Source organism: Microbacterium sp. NFH-22A-Y (genome assembly GCF_021401375.1).
Classification (GTDB): Bacteria; Actinomycetota; Actinomycetes; order Actinomycetales; family Microbacteriaceae; genus Microbacterium; species Microbacterium hominis.
In genome coordinates, this window is sequence record NZ_JACBGF010000002.1 from 286,005 (window position 1) to 304,481 (window position 18,477).

An 18,477-nucleotide genomic window follows, 5' to 3' on the forward strand; every position below is an offset into this window, starting at 1 on the left:
GTGGCGCGCCTTCGAAGGGTCCGGCCCGGCCGCGACCTCGGCTACCGACGCGTGCGCTCGGGCACGGGATTCCGCTACGTGGATGCCGACGGGTCGCCCCTCCCGGCCGCCGAGCGCGACCGCGTGCGGGCGCTCGTCATCCCGCCGGCCTGGGGCGATGTGTGGATCGCGGCGGCGGCCAACGGGCACATCCAGGCCACCGGCGTGGACGAGGCGGGCCGGATGCAGTACCTCTACCATCCGGACTGGTCGACCCGTCGCGACAAGGGCAAGTACGCTCGCGCGCTCGAGCTGGCCGAGCGTCTGCCGCATGCGCGCGGCCGCGTCACGGCATCCCTGCGCCGCGACGATCTCGACCGGGAGCGGGTGCTGGCCACGGCCTTCCGCCTCCTCGATCAGGCGGCGCCGCGCGTGGGCAGCGAGCGGTACTTCTCCGCCCACGGGAGCCGGGGGCTCACGACGCTCCAACGACGCGACGCCCTCGTCGACGGCAGCGTCACGAGCCTGCGCTTTCCCGGCAAGAGCGGCAAACGGCAGCGCCTCGACGTCGATGACGCCGACCTCGCCGTGGTGGTCGGACTCCTCGCGGCGGGGCGGCCCGCGGCGCCGCTGCTGGCCTACGCGCGCGGGCGTCGCCGGGTCGCGCTCACGCCGAAGGACGTGAACGCGTACGTGCGGGCGATGACCGGCGGAAGCTTCACCGCGAAGGACTTCCGCACCCTCCGCGGCACGATCCTCGCCGCCGACGCCCTCGCCCGCATCGGTCCGACGTCGACGAAGACCGATCGCAAGCGCGCCGAGGTCCTCGCGGTCAGAGCGACGGCCACGGCTCTGGGCAACACGCCCGCCGTCGCCAAGAGCTCGTACATCGACCCGCGGGTGTTCGCCCGCTACCGACGCGGGGTCCTGCTCGACACCTCCATTTCCCCGGAATCGGCGATCCGCGCCCTCCTCGCCTCGTGAGCCGGCGCTAGTCTGCGGACGTGCCCCCCGCCCGCCGGTTCTCGCTCGTCGCTCTGCTGCTGGTGATCGCCGGCGGCATGGTCGGCGTGGCGCTGCGGGCGGTCGTCGTCGTGCCGCTGACCGCCGCCGGCCTGCATCCGCTCGTCGTCCCGGCCGCGACCCTCGTCGTCAACCTGATCGGTTCGCTGCTGCTCGGCGTCATCGTCGGATGGCTGGCGGATCGGCATCCACGCGCACGACTCTTCCTCGGCACAGGGGTCATGGGCGGGTTCACCACCTACAGCGCCTTCGCCGTCCAGGCCGTGACGACGGCGACCGCCTCGCCGTTCGTCGGCATCGCGCTCATCGTCGTCTCGCTGTTCGGCGGGGTGCTCGCCGCCGTCGCGGGTCTCGCCGTCGGCCGTCGCCTCGCGGACCGCCCGGGCGAGATCGAGCGGCCCGAGGACGCGGAATGAGCGCGGTCGAGGTGGCGGCGCTCATCGTCGGCGGCGGGCTCGGGGCGGGGGCGCGCTATCTGATGGATGCCGCGGTCATGCGCGGCCGGTCGGGGGCGTTCCCCGTCGGCATCCTGCTGGTGAACGTGCTGGGGTCGTTCCTCCTCGGACTGCTGACGGGACTCGGCACGTCGGTCGCACCGGTGTGGATGAGCATCCTGGGTGTCGGGGTGCTCGGCGGCTTCACGACCTTCAGCACGGTCTCGACGGAGACGGCGCTGCTCGCCGAGCGGGGACGCCGCGACTGGGCGTGGATCAACCTCCTCGGCACGCTCGTGCTCTCGCTCGCCGCCGCGGCCCTCGGCCTGCTCCTCGGGGGCCTCTTCCCCCGCTGACCCGGCGCTCCCGCGGCGGCCCGGCCGGCGTCCGTGCCGATGTGCAAGGGATGCCGAGCGACGCGCCGCGGCATCCGTCGCCGAGGCGGCGCGTCGACGGGGCGCCCTTGCAGATCGGGACGGTGGCGGTGCGCGGATCGGAACCAGCGCGCGTGCGACAATGAAGCCGATACACGCGTGTATCGAGCTTCTCGTGCGCGCCCGTCTGGAGAGCAAGGGTTCCCGTGTCGCATCTCGCCGTACTGAGCCTGAAGAACCGGGCCCTCATCGCCTTGATCACGATCGTCGCGGCGATCTTCGGCGGCCTCGCCCTGACGAGCCTCAAACAGGAGCTCATCCCTTCGGTCGAGTTCCCGCAGCTGTCGATCCTGTCGACCTACCCGGGCGCGTCGCCCGACGTCGTCAACAACGACGTCTCGACGCCCATCGAGTCCGCGATCCAGGGCATCCCGGGCCTGGAGTCCACGACCGCCACGAGCACGACGAACGCCTCGATCATCCAGGCCTCCTTCACCTACGGCACCGATCTGGCCACCGCCGAGCAGAAGATCCTCCAGGCGATCAACCGCATCAAGTCCGATCTGCCCAGCGGCGTCGAGCCGAACGTCGTGTCGTTCTCCATCGACGATCTCCCCGTCATCGCACTGGCCGTCACCGGCTACAGCGACGAGAAGACCATCCAGGCCAAGCTGCAGGCGACCACGATCCCCGACCTCGAGGACGTCAAGGGCGTCAGCGCGGCCTCCATCGTCGGCGGCCAGGGGCAGCGCGTGACGATCACCCCCGACCAGCAGAAGCTCGCCGCGGCCGGGTTCACGCAGACGGCGTTGACCGACGCGCTCACACAGAACGGCGTGCTCTTCCCCGGCGGCACCGTCACGGAGGGCGACCAGACGCTCACGGTGCAGACGGGGAGCAAGCTGACCTCCGTCGACCAGATCGCGGCGCTGCCGCTCGTGCCGACGTCCGCGGCGCAGTTCGAGGGCGCCCTCGCCAGCGGCGCGCTCACCGTCGGCGACGTGGCGACCGTGGCGCTGGCGCAAGACCCGGTCACCTCGATCTCGCGCGTCAACGGCGAGCCCGCCCTGACGATCTCCATCACCAAGCTTCCCGCGGCGAACACGGTCGACGTCAGCCGTGCCGTCACCGCGCTGCTGCCCACCCTGCAGAGCGACATCGGCGGCGACGCGTCGTTCACCGTGGTCTTCGACCAGGCGCCCTACATCGAGCAGTCGATCGAGTCGCTCGCGCAGGAGGGCCTGCTCGGACTCGTCTTCGCCGTGCTCGTCATCCTCGTGTTCCTGCTGTCGGTGCGTTCGACGCTCGTCACGGCGATCTCGATCCCGACGAGCGTTCTCATCACCTTCGTCGGCATCCAGGCGTTCGGCTACTCGCTGAACATCCTCACGCTCGGGGCGCTGACGATCGCGATCGGCCGCGTCGTCGACGACTCCATCGTGGTGATCGAGAACATCAAGCGCCACTACGTCGAGGGGGCCGACAAGCTCGCCTCGATCCTGCTCGCCGTCCGCGAGGTGGCCGCCGCGATCACCGCTTCGACCATCACGACGGTCGCCGTCTTCCTGCCGATCGCCTTCGTGGGCGACGTGACCGGCGAGCTGTTCCGCCCGTTCGCGATGACCGTCACCATCGCGATGGCCGCCTCGCTGTTCGTGGCGCTGACCATCGTGCCGGTGCTCGCCTACTGGTTCCTGCGGCCCGGAAAGCCGGTGCGCGACGCCGAGGGCGACCCGATCGACCCGGAAGACCCCGCAGCGCCCCCGTCCCGCCTGCAGCGGGGCTACCTGCCCATCCTCGGCTGGACGCTGAAGCACTCCTGGGTCACGCTGCTGCTCGCCGTGCTCGTGCTCGGGGGCACCGCCGCGGCGGCGCCCCTCATGAAGACGAACTTCCTCGGCGACAGCGGGCAGAACACCTTCACCATCACGCAGCAGGTCGGGCAGGCGCCGAGCCTCGACGCCGAAGACGCCGCGGCGCAGAAGGTCGAGACCGCCGTGAAGGGCGTCGCCGGCGTGACCACGGTGCAGACCTCGATCGGCTCCAGCGGATCGGCGGTGCGCGACGCCTTCCGCGGCGGCAGCACCGGGATCACCTACTCGGTCACGACCGACACGGGGGCCGACCAGCTCACCGTCCGCGACGAGGTCGAGAAGGCGATCGCCGGACTCGGCGACGTCGGCACCGTCACGATCTCCTCCGGTCAGGGCGGATTCGGCTCGAGCAACGTCGAGGTCGACGTGACCGCCCCGTCCGCCGACGCGCTCCAGAAGGCCACCGACGCGGTCGTCGCCGGGCTGCAGGGCAAGGACGGCATCGGCCAGATCACCTCGAACCTCTCGGCATCCCTCCCGTACGTCGCCGTCACCGTCGACCGCGCGAAGGCCGCCCAGCTCGGGCTGTCGGAGGTCGCCGTCGGCGGGCTCGTCTCCAACACGATGCAGCCGCGTCAGATCGGCGCGGTCGAGATCGACGGCACCTCGCTCACCGTCTACCTCCAGGCGGCGACCGTGCCGCAGACGATCGACGAGCTCAAGGGCCTGCAGATCGCCTCGGCCAACGGCCTCGTGCGTCTCGACCAGGTCGCCACCGTCGAGCAGAGCCAGGGTCCGACCTCCATCACGACCCAGCGCGGCCAGCGCACCGCGACCGTGACGGTCACTCCGTCGACCGACGACCTCAACACCGCGTCGGCGAGCGTCCGCACGGCCCTCACCGGCCTGGATCTGCCCACGGGGGCCGACGCGAAGGTCGGCGGTGTCGTGACGCAGCAGACGGATGCCTTCGGACAGCTGGGTCTCGCCATGCTCGCGGCCATCCTGATCGTCTACATCGTCATGGTCGCGACCTTCAAGTCGCTGCGCCAGCCGTTGCTGCTGCTCGTGTCGGTGCCGTTCGCGGCGACCGGTGCGATCCTCCTGCAGATCGCCACCGGCGTGCCGCTCGGCGTCGCCTCGCTCATCGGTGTGCTGATGCTGATCGGCATCGTCGTCACCAACGCGATCGTGCTCGTCGACCTCGTCAACCAGTACCGCGAGAAGGGGCTCAGCACCCATGACGCGACCGTCGCGGGCGGCTCGCGACGCCTGCGACCCATCCTCATGACGGCGCTCGCGACGATCTTCGCGCTGACGCCGATGGCGCTCGGCATCACCGGCCACGGCGGCTTCATCTCGCAGCCCCTCGCGATCGTCGTGATCGGCGGCCTCGTCTCCTCGACCGTGCTGACGCTGCTGGTGCTGCCGACGCTCTACAACCTCGTCGAGGGGGCCCGCGAGCGCCGGGCCGCCCGCCGGGGAGCCGCAGACGGCGGCCACGAGGCGGCCGCGGATGCCGGTGCGGACCCCGTCGCCCCGGCATCCGGTGCCGCCGCGCTGCACCCGCGCCGCGCGCTGCGCGGGAAGTAGAGTCGGGTCATGCGTTCCCGACTCCTCGGCGTCGCCGTCCTCACCCTCGGCGTCGCACTGGCCGGGTGCGCCGCGAGCGTCCCGGCGGCCACCTCCACGGCGCCGGCCACGGCCAGCGATGAAGGCGCCGCGGCCGCGCCGACGCCGACGCCGACCGCGGCCGCGGCCGCCGCGGCCGTCTTCCCCCGCTGCGAGGACCTGATCCCGATCGAGCTGCTGCAGCAGAACTTCTCGACGGACGTCGTCGGGTACACCGACGGCGGTGGATGGACCATCGGGCAGGTTCTTCCCGGCCCGGTGGCACGCTCAGCAGTCGAGAAGGCAGAGCGTGCCGTCGACTGCGGATGGGGCGTCCGCGGCGGCTCGGACGGTGGCGTGCACGCGGCCGTGCTCGAGCTGCCCGCCGAGGTGCGCGACGAACTCGTGAGTGCGCTGCGCACCGCCGACGGGTACACCGAGGCCGCGATCGACGACGCCACGGTCTTCACTTCAGCCGTGCACGGTGAGATCGCCGACGGGGCGGTCGGCTATGCGTTCGAGGGGACGACGTGGCTGGCGATCGTCGGCAACAGCAAGGAAGCGGCGATGCAGTCCGCTTACCTCCCCGCCGTCGTGGCCGCCCTGCGGGCCGCCAACGCGGGGTGAGCGGGGCGCCTCAGCCGCGCGGATCGGGCTGATCGGCGACCACCATGAAGCGGATGAAGACGGCGAGCCACCCGAAGATCAGCGCGAACACGATGATCTCGAAGGCCGTCAGCCCGAAGTAGCCCGTGGCGAACAGTGCGATCGAGGCGACCAGGCCGGCGAGGAACGCCCACGACGCCAGGAAGTAGGCGCGCGGCATCCGTCGCACGATCCACGGGCCGCCGACGAGAAGCAGCAGGAACATCAGGGCCATGCCCGACGCCGACAGGTTGTGCAGCAGCATGTTCACGTTGACCGGGAAGATGCCGACGCAGGCCAGCATGACGCCCATGATCGCGAGCGCCGTGCCGACGACACGGATGCCGCGCGGCGCCTCGCCCAGCGCGGCGAGGTCGTGGGAGACGTACAGCGTGAAGGTCGTCACGAGCAGGCCTCCGGCGACGAGCGTGCCGTTGAAGAGGAAGCTCGACATGTCGCCGAACGTGCCCAGCTGGCTGAAGTGGTAGGTCCACCAGAGCGGGTCGGAGGTCGTGATCATGGCCGCCAGCGTCCCGATCCCGATGAAGGTGACCAGCAGCGTCGTGAGGCGCTGGGTCGTCATCCGCGAGGCGGAGAGGTAGCTCAGCCAGCCCGACAGGCCCGTCGCCGTGGCCGCCAGGACGGTCGTCCAGAACGCGGTGAGCTCGACGTCGATGAAGGCGCGCGAGAGCACGGCGAACAGCGCGACGGTCCCGATCGCCGCGAGGGCGCCGTGCGCGATCACGACGGATGCCGTCGACACCACGTAGCGCCAGCTCGCGATCCTGCGCCGCCACTCCTGACCGTCGGTGGTGCGGGCGCGCCAATAGCCGAGCGCGGAGCTGACGCCCGCCGCGAGGCCCGCCCCGGCCGCCGCCCAGCCGGCGATGCTCCCGTCGCCCCACAGGCGCGTGCCGATGCCGAGCAGTCCGACGATGAGCCCGACGACGCCGCCGGAGACGGCGGCGATCGCCGCGGCGAGCAGGGCCTCCGCCTCGACGCGCAACGAGGGCGCGGGGGCGCGATCGGCGTCGGTGGCGGCGGGGAATCGGGTGGGTTCCGCTGCGGTCATGGCGCCAGTGTAGGGGGCCGCCGGCGGGCCGCGATCCCGGCGTGGCCGGACCCGACCGGCGCTCTCACAGGTGTGACCGATACAGTGGTGCGGTCGGCTCTGGACACCGCGCTGCGGCGCGGGTGGGTTTGTGAGTCCAAGGGGCCGATGGTGAGCGCCGCTCGGCGCACATGACCATCACTGTGAATGGCCCCCGGACCACCGGGTCGCCCGCCGCCCCGATCTCCTCGACCATCGCGTCGTGGGGGACTCCTTCGGCGCGGAGGCGCTGTTCTCGCGCGAGAAAACCCAGGAAGAACACCATGCCCAAGAGCAAGAAGCCGGCCGGCGGCCGCGCCCAGAACTTCGAGCCGCGCTACGGCGCGAAGACCAGCTACCAGGACGCGAAGCGCCGTCCCGGTCAGTCCTCTGCCGGCAAGCCCGGCAGCAAGAGCCCCGGCCACCGCGGCTATCGCGCCGCCGAGGCGACCGACGCGGCGCCCAAGCAGCGCTGGAGCGCCCAGGAGCGCGCCGGCCGCGACGAGGCGCGCGGCATCCGCTCCCGCGCCCACGGCGACCGCCCGGCCCGCGACGACCGCCCGGCTCGGTCGTTCGATGACCGCCCGCGTCGTGATGACCGCCCGGCTCGGTCGTTCGATGACCGTGGCCGTCGTGACGACCGCCCGGCTCGGTCGTTCGATGACCGTGGCCGTAACTCCTCCACATCGGGCGGGGATCGCCGTGAGCGGCCTGCTTTCGGCTCTCGCGACACGGATCGGAGGAGTTTCGACCGCCCGCGCCGCGACGACCGGCCGGCCCGGTCGTTCGACGACCGGCCGCGTCGTAACGACCGGCCTGCTCGGTCGTTCGATGACCGTGGCCGTAACTCCTCCACGTCGGGCGGGGATCGCCGTGAGCGGCCTGGTTTCGGCTCTCGCGACGAGGATCGGAGGAGTTTCGACCGCCCCCGCCGCGACGACCGGCCCGCCCGGTCGTTCGATGACCGCCCGCGCCGCGACGACCGTCCGGCTCGCTCGTTCGATGACCGCCCGCGTCGTGATGACCGCCCGGCTCGGTCGTTCGATGACCGCCCGCGCCGCGACGACCGTCCGGCTCGCTCGTTCGATGACCGCCCGCGTCGTGATGACCGCCCGGCTCGGTCGTTCGATGACCGCGGCCGCAACTCCTCCATGTCGGGCGGGGATCGCCGTGAGCGGCCTGCTTTCGGCTCGCGCGACACGGATCGGAGGAGTTTCGACCGCCCCCGCCGCGACGACCGCCCGGCCCGCGACGACCGCCCCCGCCGCGACGACCGCCCGGCTCGCGCCACCGGCGGCAACCGTGCGGACTGGAACGCCGACGCGAAGGATGCCGCGGCCCGCAAGGCCTACGAGGCGCACGCCGACGTCGTGCACGAGAAGCTGCAGGCGCAGGCCGTGCAGGCCGAAGAGGTCGCGGACGTGAGCTTCGCCGGCCTCGGCCTGGGCGAGAACATCGTCCGGGCGCTCGCCGAGCTGGGCGCCGCGGCGCCGTTCCCGATCCAGGCGGCGACGATCGCGCCGATCCTCGCCGGCAAGGACGTGCTCGCGCGCGGCCGCACCGGCTCGGGCAAGACCATCGCCTTCGGTGCCCCGCTCGTCGAGTCGGTGCTGCGCAGCCAGGCCGGCAAGCGCCGCGCGTTCGGCCGCAGCCCCCGCGCGCTGATCCTGGCCCCGACGCGCGAGCTCGCACTGCAGATCGACCGCACGATCCAGCCGATCGCCCGCAGCGTCGGCCTGTTCACGACCCAGATCTACGGCGGTGTGCCCCAGGCGCGCCAGGTCGGTGCGCTCAAGAAGGGCGTCGACATCATCATCGGCACCCCGGGCCGCATCGAAGACCTGCAGGAGCAGGGCAAGCTCGACCTGTCCGAGATCGGCGTCGTCGTGCTGGACGAGGCCGACCACATGAGCGAGCTCGGCTTCCTCGAGCCGATGCAGCGGATCCTCCGTCTGGTCGAGCCCGACGCGCAGAAGCTGCTGTTCTCGGCGACCCTCGACCGCGAGGTCGCGGCGCTCGTCGATGAGTTCCTCGTCGACCCGGCGGTGTACGAGGTCGCCGGCGAGGACCAGGACTCCGGCACGATCGACCACCGCGTGCTCGTCATCGACCACCGCGACAAGGCCGACATCCTCACCTCGCTCGTCGACCGCGCCGGCAAGACGCTCGTGTTCGCCCGCACCCGTGCGTACGCCGAGATGCTCGCCGAGCAGTTCGATGACGCCGGCATCCACGCGGTCGCCCTCCACGGCGACCTCAACCAGGGCAAGCGCACGCGCAACCTCGAGCGGCTCACCTCGGGCCGCGTCAGCGTGCTGGTGGCGACGGATGTCGCTGCGCGCGGCATCCACGTCGACGACATCGACCTGGTCATCCAGGCCGACGCGCCCGACGAGTACAAGACGTACCTGCACCGCTCCGGTCGCACCGGTCGCGCGGGTCGTTCCGGCACCGTCGTGACGCTCATCCCGCGTCAGCGCCGCCGGCGCATGACCGAGATGCTCGACCGCGCCGAGATCGACGCGCCGTTCGAGGACGCCCGTCCCGGCGACGACGTGATCGAGGAGCTGTCCGGGCGGCAGGCCGCGCACGTCGACCGCTGACACCCGCACCCGGAGGGGCCGAGACGTTCGCGTCGCGGCCCCTCCGGCGTGTGGTCAGAACAGCATCGCCGGGGCGGCGGCGGATGCCGCGGCCCGCGCCGTGGTCCGCACGGGCCCCGGTCGCGCCGGCCGGGTCTCGACTTCTTCCTCCGGACCGCCCGTGAGCCGGTGTCGCCGCAGCAGCGGCCGGACCCGCGCCGCGAGCCACTTCCGGTAGCCGACGGGCGCGTACACGCTGGCGCCGGGGTAGAGCCCCCGATACGCGGGCACCAGCTCGGGGTGCTCCCGTTCGAGCCACTGCCAGAACCACTCGCGGGCTCCGGGCCGCAGGTGCAGCGCTCCGAAGACGACGCGGACGGCTCCGGATGCCGCGATGCGCGCCAGCGCGTCGTCGAGCACCGCCACGGCATCCGTCAGATGCGGCACGATCGGCATGAGGAACACGGTCACGGCGAAGCCCGCGTCGGTGGCCGCCCGCACGGTGTCGAGCCGGGCCTGGAAGGTGGGGGCGCCCGCTTCGAGCGTCTGCCGCAGGCGCTCGTCGGGCATGGCGATCGACATCGACAGGTGCACCGGCACGCGCCGGCGGGCCTCCGCGAGCAGCGGCAGGTCACGGCGCAGGAGCGTGCCCTTGGTCAGCACCGAGAACGGCGTCCGGCTCGCCGCGAGCGCGTCGATGATCTCCGGCATGAGCCGGTATCTCCCCTCGGCCCGCTGGTACGGGTCGGTGTTGGTGCCGAGCGCGACCGGCTCCCGCCCCCACGAGGGCGCGGCGAGCTCGCGTCGCAGCACTTCGGCGACGTTGACCTTCACGACGATCTGCTCGTCGAAGTCACGTCCGGCGTCGAGGTCGAGATAGGTGTGGGTGTTGCGGGCGAAGCAGTACGAGCACGCATGGCTGCACCCGCGATAGGGGTTCACGGTCCAGTCGAACGGCATCGCGGATGCCGACGGCACATGGTTCAGCGCCGACTTCGCGGCGACCTCGTGAAAGGTCATGCCCGCGAACTCGGGGGTGGTCACGGTGCGGACCAGTCCCTCCCGCGTCTCGAGGCCGGGCAGGGCTGCGGCATCCGTCGAATCGATGCTTTGTCCACGCCAGCGCATGCCTGATATACGAACATAGATTCGATGATTGTGCAATGCGCACCGTCCTCTCGGCCGGGCGCGGCAGAATGGGCGGGTGCCGCAACCCGAGCAGCCGACCAGCCGACGCGCCGCGCGCCTCGCCGCCGAGGCGGCGCCGGCGTCGCCCGCGCGTCGGTCGATGCCGGCCGTCGGGCGCCGCGGTCTCGTGGTGCTGGCGGGTCTCGCGGCACTGGTGGTGCTCGTCGTCGTCATCGCGCTGACGCGTCCCGGAGGCGCTGCCACGGCGCCCGAGGGCGGTGCCGCGGGCGTCATGGCGCCCACCGACGCGGTCGCGCTGCCGGACGGGGCGGGGTCGGGTACGCCCGCGACCGGCCTGCCCGTGCCCGCGCAGAGCGGGGTGGCCGCGGCATCCTGCGACGATCCCGCGGTCTCGTCGGCGCTCGCCGAGGGCAGGGATGCCGACGTCATCACCGCCTTCGGAGGCGGCGCCGCCTTCCGCGCCGCCGTCGTGTCGGGGGCAGCGCCCTGCATCGATCTCGGCGACCCGCACCGGCTGTGGATCGTCGTCGACAAGCAGCGCCCGTTGAACCCGATCGACGTCGAGCCGACCTCGGTCGTCGCCCCCGCCGACATGCAGCGAACCGTCGACGGCCGGCTGCAGCCCGCGGCGGCGGAGGCGCTCACCGCGCTCGTGGCGGCGGCGGCGAACGAGGGCGCGGGGGCGATCGGCCTCAACAGCGCCTACCGTTCGTTCGCCTCGCAGACACGCACCTACAACGGCTACGTGAACACCCTCGGTCGCGCCGCCGCCGACCAGCAGAGCGCGCGGCCCGGCTTCAGCGAGCACCAGACCGGACTCGCCACCGACGTGGCGGCCTGCGACGGCGGCTGCGGCGCGATCGAAGCGTTCGGCGGGACGCCGCAGGGCGCCTGGGTCGCCGAGAACGCGTGGCGGTTCGGCTACATCGTCCGCTACGAGAGCGGCTACACCGCCACCACGGGGTACGAGGCCGAGCCGTGGCATCTGCGCTACATCGGCCCCGAGCTCGCGAAGGCGTACCACGAGGGCGGCTTCCACACGCTCGAGGACTTCTTCGGGCTGCCGGCCGCCCCCGACTACTGATCGCGCGGGGTCGCCGTCGCGCGAGGGTCGTCCTGTCGCCACCGACATGAAACCCAGTACCATGGATGCTGGGATGCGATGCCACCGGCATCCGTCGTTCATCGCGACGCGTCCCGCAGATTCGACACTCGACGACGAGAGGACGGGCGCACCATGGAGCGCGACATCTACGACGAGGATCACGAGGCGTTCCGCGACGTCGTCAAGGAGTTCCTCAAGCGCTTCGCCACCGAGGAGAAGCGCAAGCAGTGGGAGGCGGACGGGGAGATCGACCGCGCCACCATGCTCGCCGCCGGCGAGGCCGGCATCATCGGTCTGAGCGTGCCGGAGGAGTTCGGCGGCGCCGGGATGCTGCAGGACTACCGTTTCCGCGCGATCGTGCTCGAGGAGACGATCGGGGCCGGCCAGGGCTCGCTCGCCGGGGCCTTCGGCATCCAGGACGACCTCGCCGTCCCGTACATCGTGCACATGGGGACGCAGGAGCAGAAGGAGAAGTGGCTGCCGGGGATGGCGACCGGCGAGATCCTCGGCGCGCTCGCGATGACCGAGCCCGGCGCCGGCAGCGACCTGCGCGGCATCAAGACCACGGCGAAGAAGGTCGACGGCGGCTACCTCGTCAACGGCGCGAAGACCTTCATCTCCTCGGGAAAGACCGCCGACATGGTCGTCACGTTCGTGAAGACCGGCGAGGGCAACCGTCCGGATGCCTTCAGCCTGCTGATCCTCGAGGACGGCATGGAGGGCTTCGACCACGGCAAGAAGCTCGAGAAGATGGGCTTCCACGGGTGGGACACCGCCGAGCTGAGCTTCACCGACGTCTTCGTCCCGGAGGCGAACCTCATCGGCGGCAAGGAGGGGCTGGGCTTCATCCAGCTGATGATGAACCTCCCGCTCGAGCGCCTGTCGATCGGCGTGGCCGCGGCGGCAGCCGGCGAGGCCGCGTTCGTCTGGACGCGCGACTACGTGCTCAGCCGTGAGGCGTTCGGCGAGCGGATCGCCGACTTCCAGAACACGCGGTTCCTGCTGGCCGACATGGCCACGACGGTCGACGTCATGTGGACCTACAACGACCGCGCGATGATGCTCTACAAGGACAAGAAGCTCACCGCCGAGGAGGCCGCGAAGGTCAAGTTCTGGTCGACCGACCGCGAGGCGGAGCTGCTCGACACCGGCGTGCAGCTGCACGGCGGGTACGGCTACATCACCGAGTACCCGATCGCCCGCGCCTACCTCGACGCCCGCGTCCACCGCATCTACGGCGGCACGAACGAAATCATGCGCGACATCGTGTCGCGCCAGATCGTCGGCAAGCGCTGACTGCGAGATCCGCTCTGCCGCGGCATCCGCTCTGCCGCGAGAAACCATCTGCGCACCGAGAAACCGGTGCGCAGGTGGTTTCTCGTTGTGGGGATGGTTTCTCGCGGGCGAGGCGCGGGCGAGGCGCGGGCGAGGGCGGCGGGGGTGTCGGCGGGTGCGGGTAGCGTGCGGGCATGGCGGAGGCGCAGCGGTGCGTGATGTGCGGGCTCGCGCAGCCGACCGCGGATGCCGGCGGCACCCCGACCTGCCCGGTGTGCGGGTGGCGGCTCGGTGACAGTCCCGATCCCGACCTGCCGCGCCCGCGCGTCGAGGTGGTCTACTACCTGCGGTGGGAAGAGCGCATCAAGATCGGCACGAGTCGTGAGCCCCGGCGGCGTCTCGCCGCGATCCGGCATCAGGAGCTGCTGGCGTTCGAACTCGGCGGGCGCGCTGTCGAGCGCGCGCGGCACGCGCAGTTCGCGCACCTGCGCGAAGGCGGCGAGTGGTTTCGCGCGGAGCCGGCGCTGCGGGCCCACGCCGCCGAGCTCGCGGGGACGGTGCCCCCGTGGCACCGCTACGCCCGGTGGATGGCCGACGCTCTGCGTCAGGCGGTCAGCTGACGCCGGGCCGCACCGATCACGCCACCGCGCGGTGACGGGCGAGGCGTGCCACCCCGGCGGCGCGCAGCCGGTCGGCGATGACGATCCCGATCGCCGTGCCGCCCACGCAGGATGCCACGCACAGCGCGATGAAGCCGCTGAGCGCGACCGGCGACATCGCCCAGAGGTCGAACGACTGGGCGGCGAGGACGGGGTAGGCGATGCCGATGACGATCGCTCCCGCGTAGTGCATCCACGTGGCCCAGCGGCGGTACGCCGTCAGGAGGAACGGCAGCTCCGGGAAGAACGCCCAGAACAGGGTGGTCGCCACCGCCGAGATCGTGAAGAACGGCGCGAGCACGAGGCCGGAGATGAGTCCGACCAGCAGGCCGGCGACGGGGCGGTGCAGCAGCCGCAGCGCGACCACGGCGGGGATCACCCAGAGACCGGCGATACCGATCGAGACGAACGGCAGCGTCGCGAACAATGCCAGCGACAGCCACCAGCCCGCCGCGAGGACGACGCCTCCCGCCACGCCGATGGCCGCGCAGGTCAACAGGTAGGCGGTCGTGACCCGGCCCATCAGTGCTCCTCCGCGCCGCTGCGCTCCGCCGCCGGCGTCGGCGATGCGGACCCGGCACGCCAGTAGCCGACGAAGCTGATCCGGTCCTTCGGGTGCCCCGACGCGACGAGGTGGCGGCGGGCGGCGACCGGCAGCGACTGCTCGCCGACGATGAAGACATGCGTATCGGATGCCGGAGGGTCGAGCTGCCGCAGAGCGCTCAGAGCGAGCGTTCCGGGGCGCGCCCCGGCATCCCGCACCAGCCACCGCACCTCCACGCCCTCGGGCGCGTCGATCTCCAGCACGTCCTCCGCCGACGGCGCCTCGACCAGCACGGTGCCGGTCGCGGTGGACGGCAGCGACGCGCACACGCCGGACACCGCTGGGACGCCCGTCTCGTCGGCGATCAGCAGGACGCGCTCGACGCCGCGCTCCGGTGAGAAGCCCAGCCCCTCGTCGATGATCACGACTGACTCGCCCACGGTCGCGGAGGCGGCCCAGCGCGACGCCGGACCCGCGGTCGGCCCGGAGCCGTGCAGCACGAAGTCGACGTCGAGCTCCGGTCCGCCGCTGGGTCCGCTCGCGCGGTAGGCGCGGACCGTGTAGTTGCGCATCGCGGGCCGGATGCCCTCCGGGATGCGCAGGTACGACAGGTACCCGAAGATCCGGTTCGCCTTCGCGGGGATGCGCTCCAGACCCGCGCCCGCGCTGTCGCTGCGGTGCGGCAGGAACAGTCGGAACCACTGGTCGTAGCCCAGCGGCGCGAACCGGCCGATGTCGCCGCCGCCGAGCGTGACGCGCATCCAGTGGGGGGCGAGGCGGCGGACGGCGACCACCTCCAGTCGGAGAAGGTCTTGGGAGGCGGGCTTGGTCAGGCGTGAGGAGCGGGCCATGCGGCGTCCTTTCTGCGACGGATCAGGGTGCCCACGGGAAGAGGGCGACGAGGATGACGGCACTGGTCAGCCAGAAGACGGCGACGAACACCGTGTCGCGTCGGCGCCACGGGACGAGGTGCCGTTCGGTGCGGTCGGGGTGGGCGCCGAAGGCGCGCGCATCCATCGCGAGGGCGACCCGCTCGGCGTGCCGGATCGCGCCCGCCAGCAGCGGCACGAGGTAGCCCCACCAGCGCGCGAGCGCGGCGACGGGGCCGCGGCCGCCGTGCGACCCCCGCACGCGGTGGGCCTGGCGGATGACGTCGAGCTCGTGCCCGAACCTCGGGACGAAGCGGAACGCGGCCAGCGCGGTGTAGCCGATGCGGTACGGCACCCGCAGCTGCTGCACGCTCGCCCGCACGAGATCGGGTCCGGTGGTCGTCAGCCCCGCGATGAGCGCGAGCGCGACGATCGCCGCCAGGCGCAGACCCGTCGCGAACCCGACGGTCAGCGCACCGGTCGTGAGGCTCCAGTCGCCGATCCGGGCGACGACGTCGCCGCCGACGCGCGCCGGATCGGTCCACAGGCTCATCGACAGGCCGATCACGATCGCCGCGACCGGCACCGCCACGAGCAGCAGCAGCGCGATCCGCCGGGTGATCCGGGTGCCGGCGAGGATGACCGCACAGGCGAGGGCGAGGAATGCGAGCGGGGTCGCGAGGTCGCGCGCGAAGACGAGGAGCACCATCGCCGGCAGCGGTGCCGCGAGCTTCGCGAGCGGGTTCAGCCCCGCAAGGAGCCCGCCCGCGTCGACGCGGGCCCAGGGGTCGACGGTCGTCGCGCTCACCGGGCCGCCCTCCCCGCGGCATCCGCCGCCGGCAGATCGGCGAGCCGGGTGACGCCGGCGAGGGACGGATGCCGCGTCAGGCCGGCGAACGCGCGGCGCAGGGGAGGCTGTCGCAGCCCCGCCGCGCGGAGCAGATCGTCGTCGGCGAACACGGCGGGTGTCGCGGCATCCGCGATGATGCGCCCGTCGCCCACGACGATCGTGCGGTGCGCGTGCTCGGTGACCAGTTGCATGTCGTGGGTGACGACGAGGATGGTCGTGCCTTCGGCGCTGAGGTCGCTCAGCAGGCCCATCAGCTCGTCGGCGCGTGCGCGGTCCTGACCGAACGTCGGCTCGTCGAGCGCGAGCACCGGTGCGCCCGCGACCAGAGCCGTGCCGACCGAGAGGCGGCGCTTCTGGCCGCCCGAGAGCAGGAACGGGTGGACCTCGGCCTTGTCCTCGAGGCCGAACCGGCGCAGCACGTCGAACGCGCGCTCGCGCACCTCCTCCTCGGGCAGCCGCTGTCGGCGCAGGCCGTGGGCGAGCTCGTCGTACACCGTGTGGGCGATGAACTGGTGCTCGGGATTCTGGAAGACGAAGCCGATCCGCCGTGACAGGGTGCGCAGGTCGGTGCGGCCCACGTCGACGCCGTCCACGGTGACCTGCCCGCGCGGGACGGGGATGACTCCCGCGAGCGACTGCAGGAGCGTCGTCTTGCCGGCGCCGTTCGCGCCGACGATCGCGACGAACGCGCCGGCGTCGACGTCGAGGTCGATGCCGTGGAGGATCTCGCGGCGCCCGCGGCGCGTGCGCAGCCCGCGCGCACGGATGACGGGGGATGCCGCGCCCGGTGCCTCCGCATCGTCTGCACGACTCCGCCTGGACGGGCCTTCGGAGGGGTTGGAGCCGGCGGTGGCCGCCGTCGAGGCGGAGTCGTGCAGACCGCCGCCCGCGGATGTGTCGGCCGACTCCAGGGCGGCGTGCAGCTCGGCGGGTTCGAGGGGGAGGGGGTCGAGCGTCCAGCCGGCCGCGCGCAGGCGGAGGGCGGCGAGGGTCGACACGGGCAGCCACACGCCCATCTCGTGCAGCTCGGCGGCGCGGGCGCGGAGCACGTCGTCGACGGTGCCGTCCGCAACGGTGCGCCCGACGTGGTCGAGCACGACGACCCGATCGGTGATCCCCACGACGGCGTCGAGGTTGTGCTCGACCAGCAGGATCGCCCGGTCGCCGGCGGCGACGAGGTCGCCCAGTGCGGCGTAGACCTCCTCGATGCCCTGCGGGTCGAGGTTGGCCGTGGGCTCGTCGAGAACGAGCAGGGGCGAGCCCATCGCCAGGGCGCACGCGATCGCGAGCCGTTGCCGGCCGCCGCCGCTCAGACGGTCGGGGTTCTCGTGGCGGCGCTCCCACAGGCCGACGCGGCGCAACGCCTCCTCGGCCCGGGTCAGCACCTCGTCCACCGGCAGCCGCAGGTTCTCGGGACCGAACGCCACTTCGTCGAGCAGCGTGCCGGTCACCAGCTGTGCGTCCGGGTCCTGGAAGACCATGCCCACGTGCGTGCTCAGCCGGGCCACGGGCGTCGTGGCGGTGTCGAGCCCGGCGACCTCGACGGTGCCGGAGAGGGCGGCGGGCACGGCGTGCGGGATGAGGCCGTTGAGAGCGAGCGCCAGCGTGGACTTCCCGGCGCCGCTGGGTCCGAGCAGCAGCACCACCTCACCGCGCGCCACGTCGAACGTGGCGGATGCCGGGGCATCGGCATCCGCGCCCTCATGCCGGATCGCGAGATCGCGCACGCGCAGCAGCGGAGCAGGCTCACGGCCGGCGGGAGCAGCGGCTTCCGCTCCGAAGACGGCAGAGGTCACGGATCATCCCAGCGGTCGGGCAGAGGGTCGCTCCCAGGTTAGCCCAGCCTAACCTCAGCGGCCAACAGTCGTCAGCGCCGGACGGTCTGCCGCGCCACGCCGGCGCGCCGCAGCGAGGCTCCGACGCCCAGGCCGATCGCCGTCCACGCGACGGGACCGCACACGGAGAGGGCGAGGTAGGCGATCTGGGCCCACAGGGCGTAGGCACTCAGATGCGCCGCGAAGAAGACGACGACCGCCACGAGCACGCCGATGACCGCCGCGGAGATGAAGAAGCGCCACGCTCCCCAGGCGCGATAGCGCGTGAGGGCCGCGACCCCCTCCTGGATGGCGCCGAACAGCAGGGCCGTGCCGAGGAACCGCATCGTCCACACGGGGGCGAACGCGCTGGCGACCAGCGCGGCGAGCACGTGCGTGAGCAGGGCCACGAGCGGCAGCCGCAGCACCTCCTGCGCGACGATCCCGGGGAGCACGTGCGCCCCGAGGACGAGCCCGTAGACGATGGCGAGGCCGGGCACCGCGAGCACCACCGGCGTGACGAGTCCGGCGATGCCGCCGAGGATGCCGGTGGCCACACCGATGGCCGCGCACACCAGCAGGACGCGCGTCGACAGGACGGTGTTTCGGGCCACGATCCCAGCGTAGCCGCGCGTCCCCGGGGCTCAGGCCGGGAAAAAT

General features: G+C 72.4%; 16 protein-coding genes. 9 read left to right on the forward strand and 7 right to left on the reverse strand.

What is annotated here, in order from left to right; translation table 11 throughout:
• The 5 genes from L0965_RS07360 to L0965_RS07380 all read left to right on the forward strand — a co-directional run bounded on the left by L0965_RS07360 (position 1) and on the right by L0965_RS07380 (position 5,862).
• Positions 1 to 963, forward strand: a complete 963-nt coding sequence (locus L0965_RS07360; protein WP_101307031.1) for a DNA topoisomerase IB — start codon at positions 1 to 3, stop codon at positions 961 to 963.
• Between the two features lie 20 nt (positions 964 to 983).
• Positions 984 to 1,418, forward strand: a complete 435-nt coding sequence (locus L0965_RS07365; RefSeq protein WP_223848753.1) for a CrcB family protein — start codon at positions 984 to 986, stop codon at positions 1,416 to 1,418.
• Positions 1,415 to 1,792 (forward strand): fluoride efflux transporter CrcB, encoded by a 378-nt coding sequence (crcB, locus tag L0965_RS07370; RefSeq protein ID WP_101307030.1) that lies wholly within the window; start codon positions 1,415 to 1,417, stop codon positions 1,790 to 1,792. The genes L0965_RS07365 and crcB overlap by 4 nt, the downstream gene beginning before the upstream one ends.
• A gap of 224 nt (positions 1,793 to 2,016) precedes the next feature.
• Positions 2,017 to 5,217 carry an efflux RND transporter permease subunit gene (locus tag L0965_RS07375; protein WP_061781907.1) on the forward strand — a complete coding sequence of 1,067 codons (3,201 nt, stop codon included), beginning with the start codon at positions 2,017 to 2,019 and terminating at the stop codon, positions 5,215 to 5,217.
• Between the two features lie 9 nt (positions 5,218 to 5,226).
• Positions 5,227 to 5,862: a hypothetical protein gene (locus L0965_RS07380; protein ID WP_101307029.1), complete on the forward strand. Its 636-nt coding sequence runs from the start codon at positions 5,227 to 5,229 to the stop codon at positions 5,860 to 5,862.
• Between the two features lie 10 nt (positions 5,863 to 5,872).
• On the opposite strand, the gene L0965_RS07385 is transcribed toward L0965_RS07380, so the two are convergent.
• Complete coding sequence (locus L0965_RS07385) at positions 5,873 to 6,952, reverse strand: hypothetical protein (protein WP_060960520.1); 1,080 nt, start codon at positions 6,950 to 6,952, stop codon at positions 5,873 to 5,875.
• 302 nt (positions 6,953 to 7,254) lie between these two features.
• Here L0965_RS07385 and L0965_RS07390 point away from each other — a divergent pair, with 302 nt between their 5' ends.
• The gene (locus L0965_RS07390; protein WP_101307028.1) at positions 7,255 to 9,573 is read left to right on the forward strand and encodes a DEAD/DEAH box helicase; all 2,319 of its coding nucleotides are present in this window, start codon (positions 7,255 to 7,257) and stop codon (positions 9,571 to 9,573) included.
• A 54-nt stretch (positions 9,574 to 9,627) separates the two neighbouring features.
• Here the strand turns inward: L0965_RS07390 and L0965_RS07395 are convergent, their stop codons facing one another.
• Positions 9,628 to 10,680 (reverse strand): Rv2578c family radical SAM protein, encoded by a 1,053-nt coding sequence (locus L0965_RS07395; RefSeq protein WP_101307027.1) that lies wholly within the window; start codon positions 10,678 to 10,680, stop codon positions 9,628 to 9,630.
• A gap of 76 nt (positions 10,681 to 10,756) precedes the next feature.
• Between L0965_RS07395 and L0965_RS07400 the strand changes: the two genes are divergently transcribed.
• From L0965_RS07400 to L0965_RS07410, 3 genes are all read left to right on the forward strand, one after another.
• Entirely contained in the window at positions 10,757 to 11,785 is a 1,029-nt protein-coding gene (locus L0965_RS07400) for a M15 family metallopeptidase (protein WP_232783944.1), read from the forward strand.
• Positions 11,786 to 11,938: 153 nt separating this feature from the next.
• On the forward strand, positions 11,939 to 13,102 hold the full coding sequence (locus L0965_RS07405) for an acyl-CoA dehydrogenase family protein (RefSeq protein WP_060961109.1): 1,164 nt from the start codon (positions 11,939 to 11,941) through the stop codon (positions 13,100 to 13,102).
• A 173-nt stretch (positions 13,103 to 13,275) separates the two neighbouring features.
• Positions 13,276 to 13,701 (forward strand): GIY-YIG nuclease family protein, encoded by a 426-nt coding sequence (locus L0965_RS07410; protein WP_101307026.1) that lies wholly within the window; start codon positions 13,276 to 13,278, stop codon positions 13,699 to 13,701.
• A 16-nt stretch (positions 13,702 to 13,717) separates the two neighbouring features.
• On the opposite strand, the gene L0965_RS07415 is transcribed toward L0965_RS07410, so the two are convergent.
• The 5 genes from L0965_RS07415 to L0965_RS07435 form a co-directional block, all read right to left on the reverse strand.
• A complete protein-coding gene (locus L0965_RS07415; protein WP_101307025.1) occupies positions 13,718 to 14,263 on the reverse strand; it encodes an ECF transporter S component in 546 nt (181 codons plus the stop codon).
• Positions 14,263 to 15,135, reverse strand: coding sequence for a siderophore-interacting protein (locus tag L0965_RS07420; protein WP_101307024.1), 873 nt, complete (start codon positions 15,133 to 15,135; stop codon positions 14,263 to 14,265). Before L0965_RS07420 ends, L0965_RS07415 begins: the two co-directional genes overlap by 1 nt.
• Positions 15,136 to 15,157: 22 nt before the next feature.
• A complete protein-coding gene (locus tag L0965_RS07425; protein WP_061781910.1) occupies positions 15,158 to 15,961 on the reverse strand; it encodes an energy-coupling factor transporter transmembrane protein EcfT in 804 nt (267 codons plus the stop codon).
• Positions 15,958 to 17,799 carry an ABC transporter ATP-binding protein gene (locus L0965_RS07430; RefSeq protein WP_234057970.1) on the reverse strand — a complete coding sequence of 614 codons (1,842 nt, stop codon included), beginning with the start codon at positions 17,797 to 17,799 and terminating at the stop codon, positions 15,958 to 15,960. The genes L0965_RS07425 and L0965_RS07430 overlap by 4 nt, the downstream gene beginning before the upstream one ends.
• Positions 17,800 to 17,870: 71 nt before the next feature.
• Positions 17,871 to 18,431 (reverse strand): ECF transporter S component, encoded by a 561-nt coding sequence (locus L0965_RS07435; protein WP_060961104.1) that lies wholly within the window; start codon positions 18,429 to 18,431, stop codon positions 17,871 to 17,873.
• Positions 18,432 to 18,477 lie beyond the last annotated feature (46 nt).